Raw genomic sequence first — 16,853 nt, forward strand, 5'->3', positions numbered from 1 at the left:
CGGACCGTGGCACGACGGCGCCGCGGGTCACGGCAGGATGGGTGCCGTGACCGTCATCGACATCCCCGGCTCCAAGTCCGTCACGGCCCGCGCGCTCTTCCTCGCCGCCGCCGCCGAGGGCACCACGACCCTCCTCAGGCCGCTCGTCTCCGACGACACCGAGGGCTTCGCCGAAGGGCTCACCGCCCTCGGCTACGCCGTCCGCCGCGAGCCCGGCGCCTGGCACATCGAGGGCCGCCCCGACGGCCCCGGCGTGGACACCGCCGACGTCTACTGCCGTGACGGCGCCACCACGGCCCGCTTCCTGCCCACCCTCGTCGCCGCGGGCCGCGGCACGTACCGCTTCGACGCCTCGGCCCAGATGCGAGGCCGTCCTCTCGGACCCTTGTCGACGGCTCTGCGTACTCTCGGTGTCGATCTGCGGCACCTGGAGAAGGAGGGCCACCACCCCCTCGACGTCCACGCCTCCGGCGTGAAGGGCGGCGCGCTCACCCTCGACGCCGGGCAGTCCTCCCAGTACCTGACGGCCCTGCTCATGCTGGGGCCGCTCACCGCCGAGGGCCTCGACATCACGGTCACCGACCTGGTCTCGGAGCCCTACGTCGAGATCACCCTCGCGATGATGCGGGCCTTCGGCGCCGACGTACGCCAGGAGGGCCGTACGTACCGGGTCGCGCCCACCGGCTACCGCGCGAGGACGTACGGCATCGAGCCCGACGCCTCCACCGCGAGCTACTTCTTCGCCGCGGCCGCCCTCGAACCGGGCCGCTCCGTCACCGTCCCCGGCCTCGGCACCGGCGCCCTCCAGGGCGACCTCGCCTTCGTCGACGTCCTGCGCCGCATGGGCGCCGAGGCCGAGATCACCGACACCGGCACCACCGTCCGCTCCACCGGCACCCTGCGCGGACTCACCGTCAACATGCGGGACATCTCCGACACCATGCCGACCCTCGCCGCCCTCGCGCCCTTCGCCGACGGCCCCGTCCGCATCGAGGACGTCGCGAACACCCGGGTCAAGGAGTGCGACCGCCTCGACGCCTGCGCCGAGAACCTGCGCCGCCTCGGCATCACCGTCCGCACCGGCCCCGACTGGATCGAGATCCACCCCGGCACCCCGACCGGACCCGTGGAGATCGCCACCCACGGCGACCACCGGATCGTCATGTCCTTCGCCGTCACCGCCCTGCGCACCCCCGGGATCACCTTCGACGACCCGGGCTGTGTGAAGAAGACCTTCCCCGACTTCCACCGGGTCTTCGACGCGTTTGTCCACACCCCGTGAAGTCCGCACAGCGTTTGGCGCAAGAATGGGGGGCATGAGCGACCGCCCCTCTCCTCTCGCCGATCCCCATATCGCCTTCGACGTGTCCGAAGGACGCCGGGACATCGTCGTCCTCGGCTCGACCGGGTCCATCGGCACCCAGGCCATCGACCTGGTGCTGCGCAACCCCGACCGGTTCCGGGTCACCGCCCTGGCCGCCTCCGGCGGCCGGGTCGGACTGCTCGCGGAGCAGGCGCACCGGCTGAAGGTCGCCGCGGTCGCGGTCGCCCGCGAGGAGGTGCTGCCCGAGCTGCGCGAGGCGCTGACGGCGCTGTACGGCTCCGAGCCGCTCCCCGAGCTCCTGGCGGGCCCGGACGCGGCCACCCAGCTGGCCGCCTCCCCGTGCCACACCGTGCTCAACGGCATCACCGGCTCCATCGGCCTCGCGCCCACGCTCGCCGCCCTCGAAGCGGGCCGCACCCTCGCCCTCGCCAACAAGGAGTCGCTGATCGTCGGCGGTCCGCTGGTCAAGGCGCTCGCCAAGCCGGGGCAGATCATCCCGGTCGACTCCGAGCACGCGGCGCTCTTCCAGGCGCTCGCCGCCGGCACCCGGGCCGACGTCCGCAAGCTGGTCGTCACCGCCTCCGGCGGCCCCTTCCGCGGCCGTACGCGCGAGCAGCTCGCCCATGTGACCCGCGAGGACGCGCTGGCCCACCCGACCTGGGCCATGGGCCCGGTGATCACGGTCAACAGCGCCACCCTGGTGAACAAGGGCCTGGAGGTCATCGAGGCCCACCTGCTGTACGACATCCCCTTCGACCGCATCGAGGTCGTCGTGCACCCCCAGTCGTACGTGCACTCGATGGTCGAGTTCACCGACGGCTCCACGCTCGCCCAGGCCACCCCGCCGGACATGGGCGGCCCGATCGCCATCGGTATCGGCTGGCCCGAGCGGGTCCCGGACGCGGCCCCCGCCTTCGACTGGAGCAAGGCCTCCACCTGGGAGTTCTTCCCGCTCGACACGGAGGCCTTCCCGTCGGTCGGCCTCGCCCGGCACGTCGGCGAACTGGGCGGCACGGCCCCCGCCGTCTTCAACGCGGCGAACGAGGAGTGCGTCGAGGCGTTTCTCGCCGGACGGCTGCCGTTCAACGGAATCATGGATACGGTCACAGCGGTCGTCGCGGAGCACGGCGTTCCCGGTACGGGAACCTCCCTCACCGTCCCGGACGTCCTCGAAGCGGAGACCTGGGCACGGGCCCGGGCCCGTGAGCTGGCGGCTAAGGCAACGGCGGAGGCGCGCGCATGACCGAAGTGCTCCTGTACATCCTCGGCATCGTGCTGTTCGCGCTGGGACTGCTCGTCTCCATCGCGTGGCACGAGCTGGGCCACCTCTCCACCGCCAAGCTCTTCGGCATCCGCGTGCCGCAGTACATGGTCGGCTTCGGCCCCACGATCTGGTCCAAGAAGCGCGGCGAGACCGAGTACGGCATCAAGGCCATCCCGGCCGGCGGCTACATCCGCATGATCGGCATGTTCCCGCCCGGCGAGGACGGCAAGATCGAGGCCCGCTCCACCTCGCCCTGGCGCTCCATGATCGAGGACGCCCGCGAGGCCTCGTACGAGGAGCTCAAGCCCGGCGACGAGACCCGGCTCTTCTACACGCGCAAGCCGTGGAAGCGCGTGATCGTGATGTTCGCCGGACCGTTCATGAACCTGGTCCTGGCGGCGGCACTGTTCTTCGGCTCGATGATGACGCTGGGCATCGAGGGCCAGACGACCAAGGTCGCCGGCGTCCAGAAGTGCGTCATCAAGCAGAGCGAGAAGCGCGAGACGTGCCAGACGGGCGACCCCGTCTCGCCGGCGTTCAAGGCCGGTCTCCGGGAGGGCGACAAGATCGTCGCCTTCAACGGCGCGCCGGTGGGGGACTGGGACACGCTCTCGGACCGCATCCGCGACACCATCGGCACGGCGACGATCACCGTCGAGCGGGGCGGCCAGCGCGTCGACCTGCACCCCACGCTCGTCTCCAACAAGGTGCCGATGAAGGACGAGGACGGCCAGGTCGTCCAGCCGCTCCGGTACATCGACGCCGGCTACCTCGGCTTCGCCTCGAAGACCGAGGTCGGCGCCCTCAGCTTCGGCGAGACCACCGCACGGATGTCCGACCTGCTGGAGAACGGCGTCCACTCGGTCGTCGCCCTCCCCGGCAAGATCCCCGGACTCTGGGACGCCACCTTCGGCGACGGGGAGCGCGCCTCGGACTCCCCGGTCGGCGTCGTCGGCGCCGCCCGGCTCACCGGCGAGCTCATGACCGTCGACGCTCCGCCGGAGCGGATCATCGTCATGTTCATGAACCTCCTGGTGTTCTTCAACGTCTCGTTGTTCCTGTTCAACATGCTCCCGCTGCTGCCGCTCGACGGCGGTCACATTGCGGGCGCCCTGTGGGAGTCCGTACGCCGCCACACGGCCCGGATCTTCAAGCGCCCCGACCCCGGCCCGTTCGACGTGGCCAAGCTGATGCCCGCCGCGTACGTGGTGGCCGGCGTCTTCGTCTGTTTCACGCTGCTCGTCCTCGCCGCCGACATCGTCAACCCGGTGAGGATCACGTAGCCACCAGGGAGGCCGGACACCACGGTGTCCGGCCTCCCGCCCCCGGGGCGGTAACCTCGGAGACCTGAGCCCGCCGACGCACAACCTTGAGGTTGCACAAAAGATGACCGCGATTTCTCTCGGTATCCCGACCGTCCCGACCCGGCTCGCCGAGCGGCGCAAGAGCCGCCAGATCCAGGTCGGCAGCGTGGCCGTCGGCGGTGACGCCCCCGTCTCCGTGCAGTCGATGACCACGACCCGCACCTCCGACATCGGCGCCACGCTCCAGCAGATCGCCGAGCTGACGGCCTCCGGCTGCCAGATCGTGCGCGTGGCCTGTCCCACCCAGGACGACGCCGACGCACTCGCCACGATCGCCCGGAAGTCGTCGATCCCGGTCATCGCCGACATCCACTTCCAGCCGAAGTACGTCTTCGCCGCCATCGACGCCGGCTGCGCGGCCGTCCGCGTCAACCCCGGCAACATCAAGCAGTTCGACGACAAGGTCAAGGAGATCGCCAAGGCGGCCGGCGACGCCGGCACCCCGATCCGCATCGGCGTCAACGCCGGTTCGCTCGACGCGCGGCTCCTGAAGAAGTACGGCAAGGCCACCCCCGAGGCGCTCGTCGAGTCCGCCCTCTGGGAGGCGTCCCTCTTCGAGGAGCACGGCTTCCGCGACATCAAGATCTCGGTCAAGCACAACGACCCGGTCGTGATGGTCGAGGCCTACCGCCAGCTCGCGGCCCAGTCCGACTACCCGTTGCACCTCGGCGTCACCGAGGCCGGTCCGGCCTTCCAGGGCACCATCAAGTCGGCCGTCGCCTTCGGCGCGCTGCTCTCCCAGGGCATCGGCGACACCATCCGTGTCTCGCTCTCCGCCCCGCCGGTCGAGGAGATCAAGGTCGGCATCCAGATCCTGGAGTCGCTGAACCTGCGCCAGCGCCGCCTGGAGATCGTCTCCTGCCCGTCCTGCGGCCGCGCCCAGGTCGACGTCTACAAGCTCGCCGAGGAGGTCACCGCCGGCCTCGACGGCATGACCGTCCCACTGCGCGTCGCCGTCATGGGCTGCGTCGTCAACGGCCCCGGCGAGGCCCGCGAGGCCGACCTCGGCGTCGCCTCCGGCAACGGCAAGGGCCAGATCTTCGTGAAGGGCGAGGTCATCAAGACCGTCCCCGAGTCGAAGATCGTCGAGACCCTCATCGAAGAGGCGCTCAAGATCGCCGAGCAGATGGAGAAGGACGGCATCGCCAGCGGCGAGCCGTCGGTCGCCATCGGCGTCTGAGACCCGTCCGTCACACGAAGCCCCTCCGCCCCACCGGGCGGAGGGGTTTCGTGTGCTGTGACGGGCCCCGTCACAGCACACGGGGGTAAAGTGCGGAGACCAGCAGATCCGTACCGTGAGGCCCCCTCGTGCTGACAGAGACCACCACCCGGGTCCTCGAACCCGCCGACCTCGGCGCCGCTCTGGCCGTCCTGGAGAGCTCCCCCGTCGAGAACGCCTTCGTGACCGCCCGCGTCCAGGTCGCGGGGCTCGATCCCTGGCGGCTCGGCGGCGAGATGTGGGGCTGGTACACCGAGGGCCGACTGCGCTCGCTCTGCTACTCCGGTGCCAACCTCGTCCCCATCTGTGCCACGCCCGAGGCCGTCCGCGCCTTCGCCGACCGGGCCCGCAGGATCGGCCGCCGCTGTTCCTCGATCGTCGGCCCCGCCGAGCCCACCGGCGAGCTGTGGCGGCTCCTGGAGCCCAGCTGGGGCCCGGCGAGGGACGTCCGCGCCCGCCAGCCGCTGATGATCGCCGAGCAGCCCTCCACCACCGTCGCCCCCGATCCGCTGGTCCGCCGCGTCCACAAGAACGAGATGGACGCGATCATGCCCGCCTGCGTGGCCATGTTCACCGAGGAGGTCGGCGTCTCCCCGCTCGCCAACGACGGCGGACTGCTCTACCAGGCCCGGGTCGCCGAGCTCGTCGGCGCGGGCCGCTCCTTCGCCCGGATCGAGGACGGCAAGGTCGTCTTCAAGGCGGAGATCGGCGCCGCGACCCGCCAGGCCTGCCAGATCCAGGGCGTCTGGGTCGCCCCCGAGCACCGCGGCAAGGGCCTGTCGGAGACCGGCATGGCCGCCGTGCTCCAGTACGCCCTCACCGACGTCGCCCCCGTGGTCAGCCTGTACGTCAACGACTACAACACCCCCGCCAGGGCCTCGTACCGCCGCGTCGGCTTCCGCGAGACCGGCGCCTTCATGAGCGTGCTGTTCTGAGGCCCCGGCCGCTTGTAGGGTGCGCCGCATGGATGACGCAGAGGTCATGATCGGACCGGTCAATCTCGCCGCCAAGGTGGACGAGGCCCTCGCCGTGCAGGCGGTCGCCTTCGGCCTGGACCAGGACGAGGTCGCCGTGCGCCGCCACATCGTGCTGCGCCACCTCATGAGCCCCGGCGCCCGGGCCTACGGCGCCACCACAGCCTCCGGGCGGCTCGTCGGCTTCGTGTACGGCATGCCCAACGACCGTACGCACTGGTGGTCCACCGTCGTGGAGCCGTACCTGCGCGCCACGGGCACCGCCGACTGGCTCGACGGCTCGTTCGTCATCACCGAACTCCACGTCCACCCCGCCTACCAGGGGCGAGGCCTGGGCCGGGGACTGATCACCACGATCACCGACGGCGCCGACGAGCAGCGCTCGATCCTCTCCGCCATCGACACCGACTCCCCGGCCCGCGGCCTCTACCGCGCCCTCGGGTACGACGACCTCGCCCGCCAGGTCCACTTCCCGAGCGCCGCCCGCCCGTACGCCGTCATGGGAGCCCCGCTGCCACTCCCGCGACGGAACTGATTTCCCCGGTCCGGTGCCACCCGGCTAACCTCGGGGCCATCACCCTCCCCCGAGCTCTCGGCTGCGCTCGAGCAGGGGGGACCCACATCCGGCAGGAGTACGAGAACCATGGCCAACGCACCGGTCCAGCGCATGTCGAAGTTGATGGCGAAGACGCTGCGCGACGACCCGGCGGACGCCGAGGTCCTCAGCCACAAGCTCCTCGTGCGGGCCGGCTACGTCCGCCGCACCGCCGCCGGCGTCTGGAGCTGGCTGCCCCTCGGCCTGAAGGTCCTCGCCAACGTCGAGCGCGTCGTCCGCGAGGAGATGGACGCGATCGGCGCGCAGGAGGTCCTGCTGCCCGCACTGCTGCCGCGCGAGCCCTACGAGGCGACCGGCCGCTGGGAGGAGTACGGCGCCGAGCTCTTCCGCCTCCAGGACCGCAAGGGTGCCGACTACCTCCTGGGCCCGACCCACGAGGAGATCTTCACCCTCCTGGTGAAGGACCAGTGCTCGTCCTACAAGGACCTGCCGGTCATCCTGTACCAGATCCAGAACAAGTACCGCGACGAGGCCCGCCCCCGGGCCGGCATCCTGCGCGGCCGCGAGTTCCTCATGAAGGACTCGTACTCCTTCGACACCGAGGACGCGGGCCTCGCCGAGTCCTACGGCCTGCACCGCCAGGCGTACCAGCGCATCTTCGAGCGCCTCGGCCTCGACTACCGCATCTGCGCCGCCACGGCGGGCGCGATGGGCGGCTCGAAGTCCGAGGAGTTCCTCGCCCCGGCCGAGGCCGGCGAGGACACCTTCGCCGACTGCCCGAACTGCGACTTCGCGGCGAACACCGAAGCCGTGTACCAGACGGTGAAGCCGGTCGACGCCGCCGCGGTCCCCGCCGCCGAGGAGATCCCGACCCCCGACACCCCCACCATCGAGACGCTCGCCGCCTCGCTGGGTGTCCCGGCCTCCGCCACGCTCAAGAACCTCCTGGTGAAGGTCGACGGCGAGATCGTCGCCGTCGGCGTCCCCGGCGACCGCGAGGTCGACATGGACAAGGTCGAGGCGCACTTCGGTCCGACCGCCACGGTCGAGCTGGTGACGGAGGAGGACTTCGCGCAGCGCGCCGACCTCGTCCGCGGCTACGTCGGTCCGCAGGGCCTGGAGAAGGTCACGTACATCGCCGACCCGCGCGTGGCGCCGGGCACGGCGTGGATCACGGGCGCCAACAAGGACGGGATGCACGCGAAGAACGTCGTCGCGGGCCGTGACTTCGAGGTCGAGGCGTACGTCGACGTCGTCGTCGTCCAGGAGGGCGACGCGTGCCCCAAGTGCGGCACCGGCCTGAAGCTGGACCGCGCCATCGAGATCGGCCACATCTTCCAGCTGGGCCGCAAGTACGCCGACGCCCTCAAGCTCGACGTCCTCGGCCAGAACGGCAAGCCGGTCCGCGTGACCATGGGCTCGTACGGCATCGGCGTCACCCGCGCCGTGGCCGCGCTCGCCGAGCAGACCGCCGACGAGAAGGGCCTGTGCTGGGCCGCCGAGGTCGCCCCGGCCGACGTCCACGTCGTCGCCGCCGGCAAGGCCCTCCAGACCGAGCTCGCCCTGGAGGTCTCCGACAAGCTGGCCGCCGCCGGCCTGCGCGTCCTGGTCGACGACCGCGCGGGCGTCTCCCCGGGCGTCAAGTTCACCGACGCGGAGCTCATCGGCGTCCCGAAGATCCTGGTCGCGGGCCGCCGCTCCGGCGAGGGCGTCGTGGAGCTGAAGGACCGCCGCACCGGCGAGCGCGAGGAGCTCACGGTCGACGAGGCGATCGCCCGCCTCACCGCCTGACCGCGGGGCACGTGACGTGACGGAGGGGCGGGGCCCGAGGCCCCGCCCCTCCGGCACACCCCGAGGGCTCAGTTCGCTTCCTTGCGCTGTGCCGGATCCACCGACACGCCCGTCAGGTCCTCGATCGCGTCCTCGGCCGCCGCCCGGCCCTGGAGATACGCCTCGCTCAGCGGCGGCGCGGGCGACAGCGACTGCACTTCCCCGGCCGTCTCCCCGCCGACCGCCTCGGGCGCCGCAGGCGTCGCGCGCTCCAGGAACCTCAGCAGCTCCACCGGGATCGGCAGGACCAGCGTCGAGTTCTTCTCCGCCGACACCGCCATCACGGTCTGCAACAGCCTGAGCTGCAGCGCCGCCGGCTGCTCCGACATCACCTCGGCCGCCTGAGCCAGCTTCCTCGACGCCTGGAGCTCCGCGTCCGCGTTGATCACCCGCGCCCGCCGCTCCCGGTCCGCCTCCGCCTGCCGGGCCATCGAGCGCTTCATCGTCTCCGGCAGCGACACGTCCTTGATCTCGACCCGGTCGATGGCGACGCCCCAGCCCATCGCCGGGCTGTCGAGCATCAGCTCGAGGCCCTGGTTGAGCTTCTCCCGGTTGGACAGCAGATCGTCCAGGTCGCTCTTGCCGATGATCGACCGCAGCGAGGTCTGCGCCATCTGCGAGACCGCGAACTTGTAGTCCTCCACCCGCACCAGCGCGTCCGCCGCGTCGACCACCTTGAAGTACACGACCGCGTCCACCCGCACCGTGACGTTGTCCCGGGTGATGCCCTCCTGCGCGGGCACCGGCATCGTGACGATCTGCATGTTGACCTTGTGGAGGCGGTCGACGACCGGCACGATCATCGTGAAGCCGGGCGAGCGGATCTCCTCGCGCAGCCGCCCGAAGCGGAAGACGACCCCGCGCTCGTACTGCTTCACCACCCGGGCCGCCGCGCCCGCGTACACCGCGACCGCCGCGGCCGCGCCGGCCGCCGCCACCAGCAGCTCTTCGATCATCACGGCCCCCTGGAGCCGGTCGACCGTACGCCGAGAACCGGCGAACGTTACAAAAAGGGTATTCCCCTAGAGCCAGCTCGCGAACTCCATGAGCAGCTCGGCGTCCTGCCGCCGCCCCGCCGTGAGCGCCCGCGTCCCCGACTCGACCGCGCGGAAGAGCGTCCAGCCGCGCAGCCGCTCCCGGTCCATGTCCAGCGAGTCCGCCAGCTTGTTCACCCGCCGCCGGGCCGTGGAGGCCCCCGCCGAGGCGCCCACCAGGTCCTCGACCCGGTCGCGGACGAGCCGGGCCAGGTCGTAGGCGCGCTCGCCGACGAGCGGCTCGGGTCCGACGGCGAGCCAGGGGGCCCGGTCGCCGCCCAGCACCTTGCCCTGGCGGAAGCAGCCGTGCAGCAGCAGCGACTCGTCCCCGGCGGCCACCAGCTCCTCGCGGGCGGCGAGCGCCGCCGCCGTCAGCTCGCCGGCCGCCGGGTCCGCGCGGTACGGCTCCATCGCCGCGGCCTGCCGCTCCGTCCGCTCGGCCACCGACTCGAAGCCGTGCCCGGCCGGCGGCTCCACCCACAGCTTCCGCACGGTCCCGGCCGCCTCCAGGAGCGCCTTGGCCTCCGGCAGGGAGCGCAGCGACACCTCGGGGTGCAGCCGTTCGAGGACGAGTCCGCCGTCGGGGGTCTCGTCGAGCAGCCGGACGGCGCCCCAGCCGTTCCAGTGCGCGAGCGCGTCCCGCTCCAGCTCGGGCCGGGCGAACGGCGGCGCGATCTTCAGGGCCGCGGGGGAGTCGTCGGAGCGCCGGACGAGGAGGACCAGACTGCTCCGCCCGCCGGGGGCCATCACCCGCTCGGCGTCGAGGGACGCGTGGTCGAGCACGGTCCGCGCGTGCTCCGGCAGCGGCCCGAGCCACTCGGTCGCCGCGGTGTCCCCGTACGTCTCACCGAGCGCCCGTACGAGTCGCTGCGGCGGTTCGAAAGCCATGCGTGCGTTGTCCTTCTGACGTTCGGTCTGACGGTCCGTCCGACGATCGGTCGGCCCGGTCGGGGCCGGACTCACACCCGCTCGGCGAGCCCAGGAAAGGTTACGTCGCTGCCGCGCCAGCGGACGGCGCGGACCGCCGCCTCCCGCAGCGCGGCGGCCGCCTCGCTCCGCAGCGGGCCCCGGCCGGCCCGGACGAGATCGGAGTACACCCCGGCCACCCGGTCCTCCAGGACGGCCGCGAGCCGCACGGCGCCGGGCGCGTCGGCGACCGGGAACGGCAGCTCGTACGCGGCCGCCGCGGCCACCGGCGTGCCGCCGAGGTCGCGCACCGTGCGGCGCAGCGCGTCCCGGCGGGCCCGGTGGGCCTCGTAGGCGGCTGTGGCCTCGGCCCTGCGCTGCGTACCGATCCGGCCGCCGACGACCCCGTACCCGTACACAGCCGCGTGTTCGGCGGCCAGGGCCGCCTGGGCGGCTTCGAGGGCGCTCATGCCGGTGCTCCTTCGGTCAGCAGGTAGGCGTGCGCGGCGCCCGCCGCAGCCACGGAGGCGAGCAGCCTCGCGTACTCGGGCGGGGCTGTGACCAGGGCGTTCGTGTGCCGGTCGGAGGCCTCGCGCGCGGCCGCCGCGAGTTCCTTGAGGGCGGCGCGGGGATCGGCCGCCACCGGGACCGGCGGCGACTTCGGCCCGGCGGAGACCGACGAGGACGCCGTGGCGGAGGCCGACGGGGGAGCCGTCACGGAGGCCGAGGGGGACGCGGCCGCGGGGGTCACCGTCGTCCCGCCCTCGCCCAGGGCCTTCGCGTGCGCCGCCACCGAGCGCCGCAGCGGCGTCAGCCGGGGCGCGAGGGCGGGATGCGCGGCGAGCACCGCGTCGTAACGTTCCAGCAGGCCCCGCGCGACGGTCACCGAGCGGAGCCGCAGCGCCGCCTCGGCGCGCGCCACCCGTTCGGCCTCCAGCTCGGCGGCGCTCGGCTTCCGCGTACCGCCGTCGCCGTCGGTGGCGGCGGTGCAGCCCGCGAGGGCCGTCGCGCCCGCCGCCGCGCCCGCCCTGAGGAGTGCGCGCCTGCCCGTCGTCGTCACGCTCTCTCCCTCGTCCGTCGTGCGTCGTCGAAGATCGTCGAGATCACCGCAGGCGAGCGTACCCGCGGGCCCCGGGGCGGTGGACGGCAACACCCTCCGGGACCGGATACCCTTTGGTCTGACACGCGACGAAACCCACAACAGCACACGCGGCCGAGGAGTCACCCGGATGAGCACCACCCAGAGCGACAGGCTGCGCGGACTCATTGAGCCGCTCGTCGACGCGAAGGACCTGGATCTGGAAGAGATCGAGGTGTCCCGGGCCGGCCGTCGCGGACTGCTGCGCGTGGTCGTCGATTCGGAAGAGGGCGTCGAGCTGGACGTCTGCGCCGAGCTGAGCCGTGAGATCTCCGAGAAGCTCGACGAGACCGATGCGATGGGCGAGGGCGAGTACGTCCTCGAAGTCAGCTCCCCCGGCGCCGACCGCCCCCTGACCGAGCACCGCCACTACGTCCGGGCCACCGGCCGGCTGGCCAAGCTCCAGCTGGTCGCGGGCGACGAGTTCGTCGCCCGGATCCTCGCCGTGGACGAGGACGGCCTCGACCTCGAAGTGCCGGGCGTGAAGGGGCGCAAGCCCACCGCCCGCCGGGTCGAGTTCGCCGACATCGCCAAGGCGCGTGTCGAGATCGAGTTCAACCGCAAGGACAAGAAGGAAGAGGAGGCGTAGCCGTGGACATCGACGTGAAGCTGCTCAAGGGCTTGGCGAATGAGAAGGAGATCTCCTTCGACCTGCTGGTCGAGGCGATCGAGTCGGCCCTCCTCATCGCCTACCACCGCACCCCCGACGCCCGCCGCCACGCGCGCGTGGAGCTGAACCGGCAGACCGGTCACGTGACGGTGTGGGCGAAGGAAGACCCCTCCGAGCTGGAGGAGGGCCAGGAGCCCAAGGACTTCGACGACACCCCGTCGGACTTCGGCCGGATCGCGGCGAGCACCGCCCGCCAGGTGATCCAGCAGCGGCTGCGGGACGCCGAGAACGACGTGACGTTCGGCGAGTACGCGCGCCGCGAGGGCGACGTCGTCGCCGGTGTGGTGCAGCAGGGCAAGGACCCGAAGAACGTCCTGGTCCGGCTGGACGACAAGCTGGAGGCCATCCTGCCGGTGCAGGAGCAGGTGCCGGGCGAGGACTACTCGCACGGTCTGCGGCTGCGCACGTACGTCGTCCGGGTGGCCCGCGGTGTCCGCGGTCCGTCCGTCACCCTTTCGCGTACGCACCCCAATCTGGTGAAGAAGCTCTTCGCCCTGGAGGTGCCGGAGATCGCCGACGGCTCCGTCGAGATCTCCGCCATCGCCCGTGAGGCGGGTCACCGCACCAAGATCGCCGTGCGTGCCACTCGTTCGGGTCTGAACGCCAAGGGTGCCTGCATCGGCCCGATGGGCAGCCGCGTCCGCAACGTGATGGCGGAGCTGCTCGGCGAGAAGATCGACATCGTCGACTGGTCGGACGACCCGGCCGAGATGGTGGCGAACGCGCTCTCCCCGGCGCGGGTCTCCAAGGTCGAGGTCGTCGACATGGCCGCCCGGTCCGCCCGTGTGACGGTGCCCGACTACCAGCTGTCGCTGGCGATCGGCAAGGAGGGGCAGAACGCCCGCCTGGCCGCGCGCCTCACCGGCTGGCGGATCGACATCCGTCCGGACACCGAGCCGACCGGTCCGCAGGACTGAGACCGTTTTTGGCCAACAGCTGTTCGATTCTTGCCCCGAACGGGTGAGGTCGGTACGGGGAGGTAGACTTAATCGTGTCTGGCCGGACGCAAGCCCGCGTATGCCCTGAACGAACCTGTGTGGGATGTCGGGAGCGAGCGGCCAAGAGCGATCTGCTGCGGATCGTGGTGAATAAGGACGAGTGTGTTCCGGATCATCGCGGTACGCTGCCCGGCCGGGGTGCGTACCTGCACCCCGCCGTGGTCTGTCTCGACCTGGCGGTCCGCCGCCGAGCGTTCCCGAGGGCCTTCAAGGTCCAGGGCCCGCTCGACACCGCGGAACTCCGTCACCACGTCGAGCGGTCGGCACAGCAGTGAAGAAGTACGGCACGGATCACCGTGCGGTCAGGTACCTCGCGAGTTGGAAGTAGGTCGAGATTGCGATGAGCACTCGATGAGTACGCGATGAGTACGCCCATGAAGTAGCGACGGTCCGGCGGTAACCGGACCTAAAAGGAGCGAAGTGGCTAAGGTCCGGGTATACGAACTCGCCAAGGAGTTCGGCGTAGAGAGCAAGGTCGTCATGGCCAAGCTCCAAGAACTCGGTGAATTCGTCCGTTCGGCGTCCTCGACTATCGAGGCGCCGGTCGTGCGCAAGTTGACTGACGCTTTGCAGGGTCCCGGTGGCAACGCCGGCAAGACCGCTGCCAAGCCCGGCGCGCCCCGCAAGGCAGCGCCTTCCCCCGCCGCGCCGAAGCCGGCGCCGGCATCCCCCGCCGCGCCGTCCCCGGCGCAGGCTGTACGTCCCTCCGCCCCGAAGCCTGGAGCGCCCGCCCCGGCGGCGCCCAAGCCCGTGGTCGCGGAGAAGCCCGCCGCGGCGCCCACCTCGGGCTCGCGTCCCACCCCGGGTCCGAAGCCCCCGGCCGCGCCGAAGCCGGCGCCGGCCTCCCCGGCTCCGACGACTCCGGAGTTCACCGCGCCTCCGTCGGCTCCGGCCGCCGGTGGTCAGCGTCCCGCCGGCGCGACCCCGGGCCCGCGCCCGGCCGCCCGCCCCGCCCAGCAGGCCCCGCGCCCGCAGGGTCAGGGTCAGGGTGCCCCGCGTCCGCAGGGCCAGGGTGCCCCGCGTCCGGGCGGTGCCCGTCCGGCCGGTCCGCGTCCGGGCAACAACCCCTTCACCTCGGGTGGCTCCACCGGCATGGCGCGACCGCAGTCGCCCCGCCCCGGTGGCGGCGCCCCGCGTCCGCAGGGCGGCCCCGGCGCCGTTCCGGGCGCTCCGCGTCCGCAGGGTGGCCCCGGTGGCGCCCCGCGTCCGCAGGGTCAGGGCGGCGCGCGTCCCACCCCCGGTGGCATGCCGCGTCCGCAGGCCCCCCGTCCGGGCGGCGCGCCCGGCGGTAACCGTCCGAACCCGGGCATGATGCCGCAGCGTCCCGCTGCCGGCCCGCGCCCCGGTCCTGGCGGTCGTGGTCCCGGTGGCCCCGGCGGCCGTCCGGGTGGTCCCGGCGGTGCCGGCGGCGGTCGTCCCGGCTTTGCCGGTCGTCCGGCCGGTCCCGGCGGTGGCGGCGGCGGCTTCGCCGGCCGTCCCGGTGGTCCCGGTGGTGGCGGCGGCGGTCGTCCGGGTGGTCCCGGCGGCGGTGGCGGCGGCTTCGGCGGTCGTCCCGGTGGCTTCGGTGGCCGTCCCGGCGGTCCGGGTGGACGTGGTGGCACGCAGGGCGCCTTCGGTCGCCCCGGCGGTCCCGCGCGTCGTGGTCGCAAGTCGAAGCGTCAGAGGCGCCAGGAGTACGAGGCCATGCAGGCCCCGTCCGTGGGCGGCGTGATGCTGCCTCGCGGCAACGGCGACACCATTCGCCTGTCGCGCGGTGCGTCCCTCACCGACTTCGCCGAGAAGATCGGCGCCAACCCGGCGTCGCTCGTCGCGGTGATGATGAACCTCGGTGAGATGGTCACGGCCACGCAGTCCGTCTCCGACGACACGCTGACGATGCTCGGCGAGGAGATGAACTACGTCGTCCAGATCGTCAGCCCGGAGGAGGAGGACCGCGAGCTTCTCGAGTCCTTCGACATCGAGTTCGGCGAGGACGAGGGCGGCGAAGAGGCTCTGGTCTCCCGTCCGCCGGTCGTCACCGTCATGGGTCACGTCGACCACGGTAAGACCCGACTTCTCGACGCGATCCGCAAGACGAACGTCGTCGCGGGCGAGGCCGGTGGCATCACCCAGCACATCGGTGCCTACCAGGTGGGTACCGAGGTCAACGGCGAAGAGCGTCGCATCACCTTCATCGACACCCCGGGTCACGAGGCGTTCACCGCCATGCGTGCCCGTGGTGCGAAGTCGACCGACATCGCGATCCTCGTGGTCGCGGCCAACGACGGCGTCATGCCGCAGACGATCGAGGCGCTCAACCACGCCAAGGCCGCCGGCGTCCCGATCGTCGTCGCGGTCAACAAGATCGACGTCGAGGGTGCGGACCCGACCAAGGTCCGCGGTCAGCTGACCGAGTTCGGTCTGGTGGCCGAGGAGTACGGCGGCGACACGATGTTCGTCGACATCTCCGCCAAGCAGGGTCTGCACATCGACTCCCTGCTGGAGGCCGTGGTCCTCACCGCGGACGCCTCGCTCGACCTCCGGGCCAACCCGGACCAGGACGCGCAGGGTATTGCGATCGAGTCCCACCTCGACCGTGGTCGTGGTGCCGTCTCGACCGTCCTCGTCCAGCGCGGAACGCTGCGTATCGGCGACACCGTGGTGGTCGGCGACGCGTACGGCCGCGTCCGGGCGATGCTCGACGACAAGGGCAACAACGTCGAGGAGGCGACCCCGTCGACTCCCGTCCTGGTGCTCGGTCTCACCAACGTGCCGGGTGCCGGCGACAACCTCCTGGTGGTCGACGAGGACCGTACGGCGCGTCAGATCGCCGAGAAGCGCGCTGCGCGTGAGCGCAACGCCGCCTTCGCCAAGCGCGTCCGCCGGGTGTCCCTCGAGGACCTCGACAAGGTGCTCAAGGCCGGTCTCGTCCAGGAACTCAACCTCATCATCAAGGGCGACGCGTCCGGTGCGGTCGAGGCTCTCGAGGCCTCGCTGCTCCAGCTCGACGTCGGCGAAGAGGTCGACATCCGCGTCCTGCACCGTGGTGTGGGTGCGGTCACCGAGTCGGACATCGACCTGGCCATGGGCTCCGACGCCATCGTCATCGGCTACAACGTCCGTGCGGCCGGCCGTGCCGCGCAGATGGCGGAGCGCGAGGGCGTCGACGTCCGGTACTACTCGGTGATCTACCAGGCCATCGAGGAGATCGAGGCGGCCCTGAAGGGTCTCCTCAAGCCCGAGTACGAAGAGGTCGAGCTCGGTACGGCGGAGATCCGCGAGGTCTTCCGCTCGTCCAAGCTGGGCAACATCGCCGGTGTCCTCATCCGCTCCGGCGAGGTCAAGCGCAACACCAAGGCGCGCCTCGTCCGCGACGGCAAGGTCATCGCCGAGGACCTCACGATCCACGGTCTGCGCCGCTTCAAGGACGACGTCACCGAGATCCGCGAAGGCTTCGAGGGTGGTATCAACCTCGGAAACTTCAACGACATCAAGATCGACGACGTCATCGCGACGTACGAGATGCGCGAGAAGCCCCGCGCCTGATCGCGTTCGATCGCAGCAGTGAGCCGGGGCCGGTCGGTGGAAGTTATTCCG

General features: G+C 71.7%; 15 protein-coding genes. 11 read left to right on the plus strand and 4 right to left on the minus strand.

The window, feature by feature from the left end; translation table 11 throughout:
• Positions 1–46 precede the first annotated feature (46 nt).
• The 7 genes from aroA to SGA01_RS31595 all read left to right on the plus strand — a co-directional run bounded on the left by aroA (position 47) and on the right by SGA01_RS31595 (position 8,492).
• The gene (aroA, locus tag SGA01_RS31565) at positions 47–1,282 is read left to right on the plus strand and encodes a 3-phosphoshikimate 1-carboxyvinyltransferase (RefSeq protein WP_141300798.1); all 1,236 of its coding nucleotides are present in this window, start codon (positions 47–49) and stop codon (positions 1,280–1,282) included.
• A gap of 34 nt (positions 1,283–1,316) precedes the next feature.
• Positions 1,317–2,567 (plus strand): 1-deoxy-D-xylulose-5-phosphate reductoisomerase, encoded by a 1,251-nt coding sequence (dxr, locus tag SGA01_RS31570; RefSeq protein ID WP_141300800.1) that lies wholly within the window; start codon positions 1,317–1,319, stop codon positions 2,565–2,567.
• Positions 2,564–3,871 carry a M50 family metallopeptidase gene (locus tag SGA01_RS31575; protein WP_141300802.1) on the plus strand — a complete coding sequence of 436 codons (1,308 nt, stop codon included), beginning with the start codon at positions 2,564–2,566 and terminating at the stop codon, positions 3,869–3,871. Before dxr ends, SGA01_RS31575 begins: the two co-directional genes overlap by 4 nt.
• A 103-nt stretch (positions 3,872–3,974) precedes the next feature.
• The gene (gene ispG, locus SGA01_RS31580; protein ID WP_055641066.1) at positions 3,975–5,132 is read left to right on the plus strand and encodes a flavodoxin-dependent (E)-4-hydroxy-3-methylbut-2-enyl-diphosphate synthase; all 1,158 of its coding nucleotides are present in this window, start codon (positions 3,975–3,977) and stop codon (positions 5,130–5,132) included.
• A gap of 128 nt (positions 5,133–5,260) precedes the next feature.
• Positions 5,261–6,106, plus strand: coding sequence for a GNAT family N-acetyltransferase (locus SGA01_RS31585; protein WP_141300804.1), 846 nt, complete (start codon positions 5,261–5,263; stop codon positions 6,104–6,106).
• A 28-nt stretch (positions 6,107–6,134) separates the two neighbouring features.
• Positions 6,135–6,680 (plus strand): GNAT family N-acetyltransferase, encoded by a 546-nt coding sequence (locus tag SGA01_RS31590; protein ID WP_141300805.1) that lies wholly within the window; start codon positions 6,135–6,137, stop codon positions 6,678–6,680.
• A 108-nt stretch (positions 6,681–6,788) separates the two neighbouring features.
• The gene (locus SGA01_RS31595; protein WP_141300807.1) at positions 6,789–8,492 is read left to right on the plus strand and encodes a proline--tRNA ligase; all 1,704 of its coding nucleotides are present in this window, start codon (positions 6,789–6,791) and stop codon (positions 8,490–8,492) included.
• Positions 8,493–8,560: 68 nt separating this feature from the next.
• Here SGA01_RS31595 and SGA01_RS31600 read toward each other — a convergent pair whose 3' ends face one another.
• The 4 genes from SGA01_RS31600 to SGA01_RS31615 form a co-directional block, all read right to left on the minus strand.
• Complete coding sequence (locus SGA01_RS31600; protein WP_141300809.1) at positions 8,561–9,487, minus strand: slipin family protein; 927 nt, start codon at positions 9,485–9,487, stop codon at positions 8,561–8,563.
• 66 nt (positions 9,488–9,553) lie between these two features.
• Positions 9,554–10,453, minus strand: coding sequence for an aminoglycoside phosphotransferase family protein (locus SGA01_RS31605; protein ID WP_141300811.1), 900 nt, complete (start codon positions 10,451–10,453; stop codon positions 9,554–9,556).
• Positions 10,454–10,524: 71 nt separating this feature from the next.
• Positions 10,525–10,941 (minus strand): ferritin-like domain-containing protein, encoded by a 417-nt coding sequence (locus tag SGA01_RS31610; RefSeq protein ID WP_141300813.1) that lies wholly within the window; start codon positions 10,939–10,941, stop codon positions 10,525–10,527.
• The gene (locus SGA01_RS31615; RefSeq protein WP_141300815.1) at positions 10,938–11,531 is read right to left on the minus strand and encodes a hypothetical protein; all 594 of its coding nucleotides are present in this window, start codon (positions 11,529–11,531) and stop codon (positions 10,938–10,940) included. The genes SGA01_RS31610 and SGA01_RS31615 overlap by 4 nt, the downstream gene beginning before the upstream one ends.
• Before the next feature lie 169 nt (positions 11,532–11,700).
• Here SGA01_RS31615 and rimP point away from each other — a divergent pair, with 169 nt between their 5' ends.
• From rimP to infB, 4 genes are all read left to right on the plus strand, one after another.
• On the plus strand, positions 11,701–12,198 hold the full coding sequence (gene rimP, locus SGA01_RS31620; protein WP_141300816.1) for a ribosome maturation factor RimP: 498 nt from the start codon (positions 11,701–11,703) through the stop codon (positions 12,196–12,198).
• A gap of 2 nt (positions 12,199–12,200) precedes the next feature.
• Positions 12,201–13,196, plus strand: coding sequence for a transcription termination factor NusA (nusA, locus tag SGA01_RS31625; protein ID WP_141300818.1), 996 nt, complete (start codon positions 12,201–12,203; stop codon positions 13,194–13,196).
• A 74-nt stretch (positions 13,197–13,270) separates the two neighbouring features.
• A complete protein-coding gene (locus SGA01_RS31630; protein ID WP_079037391.1) occupies positions 13,271–13,552 on the plus strand; it encodes a YlxR family protein in 282 nt (93 codons plus the stop codon).
• A 145-nt stretch (positions 13,553–13,697) separates the two neighbouring features.
• Positions 13,698–16,802 carry a translation initiation factor IF-2 gene (infB, locus tag SGA01_RS31635; protein ID WP_141300820.1) on the plus strand — a complete coding sequence of 1,035 codons (3,105 nt, stop codon included), beginning with the start codon at positions 13,698–13,700 and terminating at the stop codon, positions 16,800–16,802.
• Positions 16,803–16,853: the final 51 nt, after the last annotated feature.

This window comes from Streptomyces gardneri, from assembly GCF_006539185.1.
GTDB lineage: Bacteria > Actinomycetota > Actinomycetes > Streptomycetales > Streptomycetaceae > Streptomyces > Streptomyces gardneri.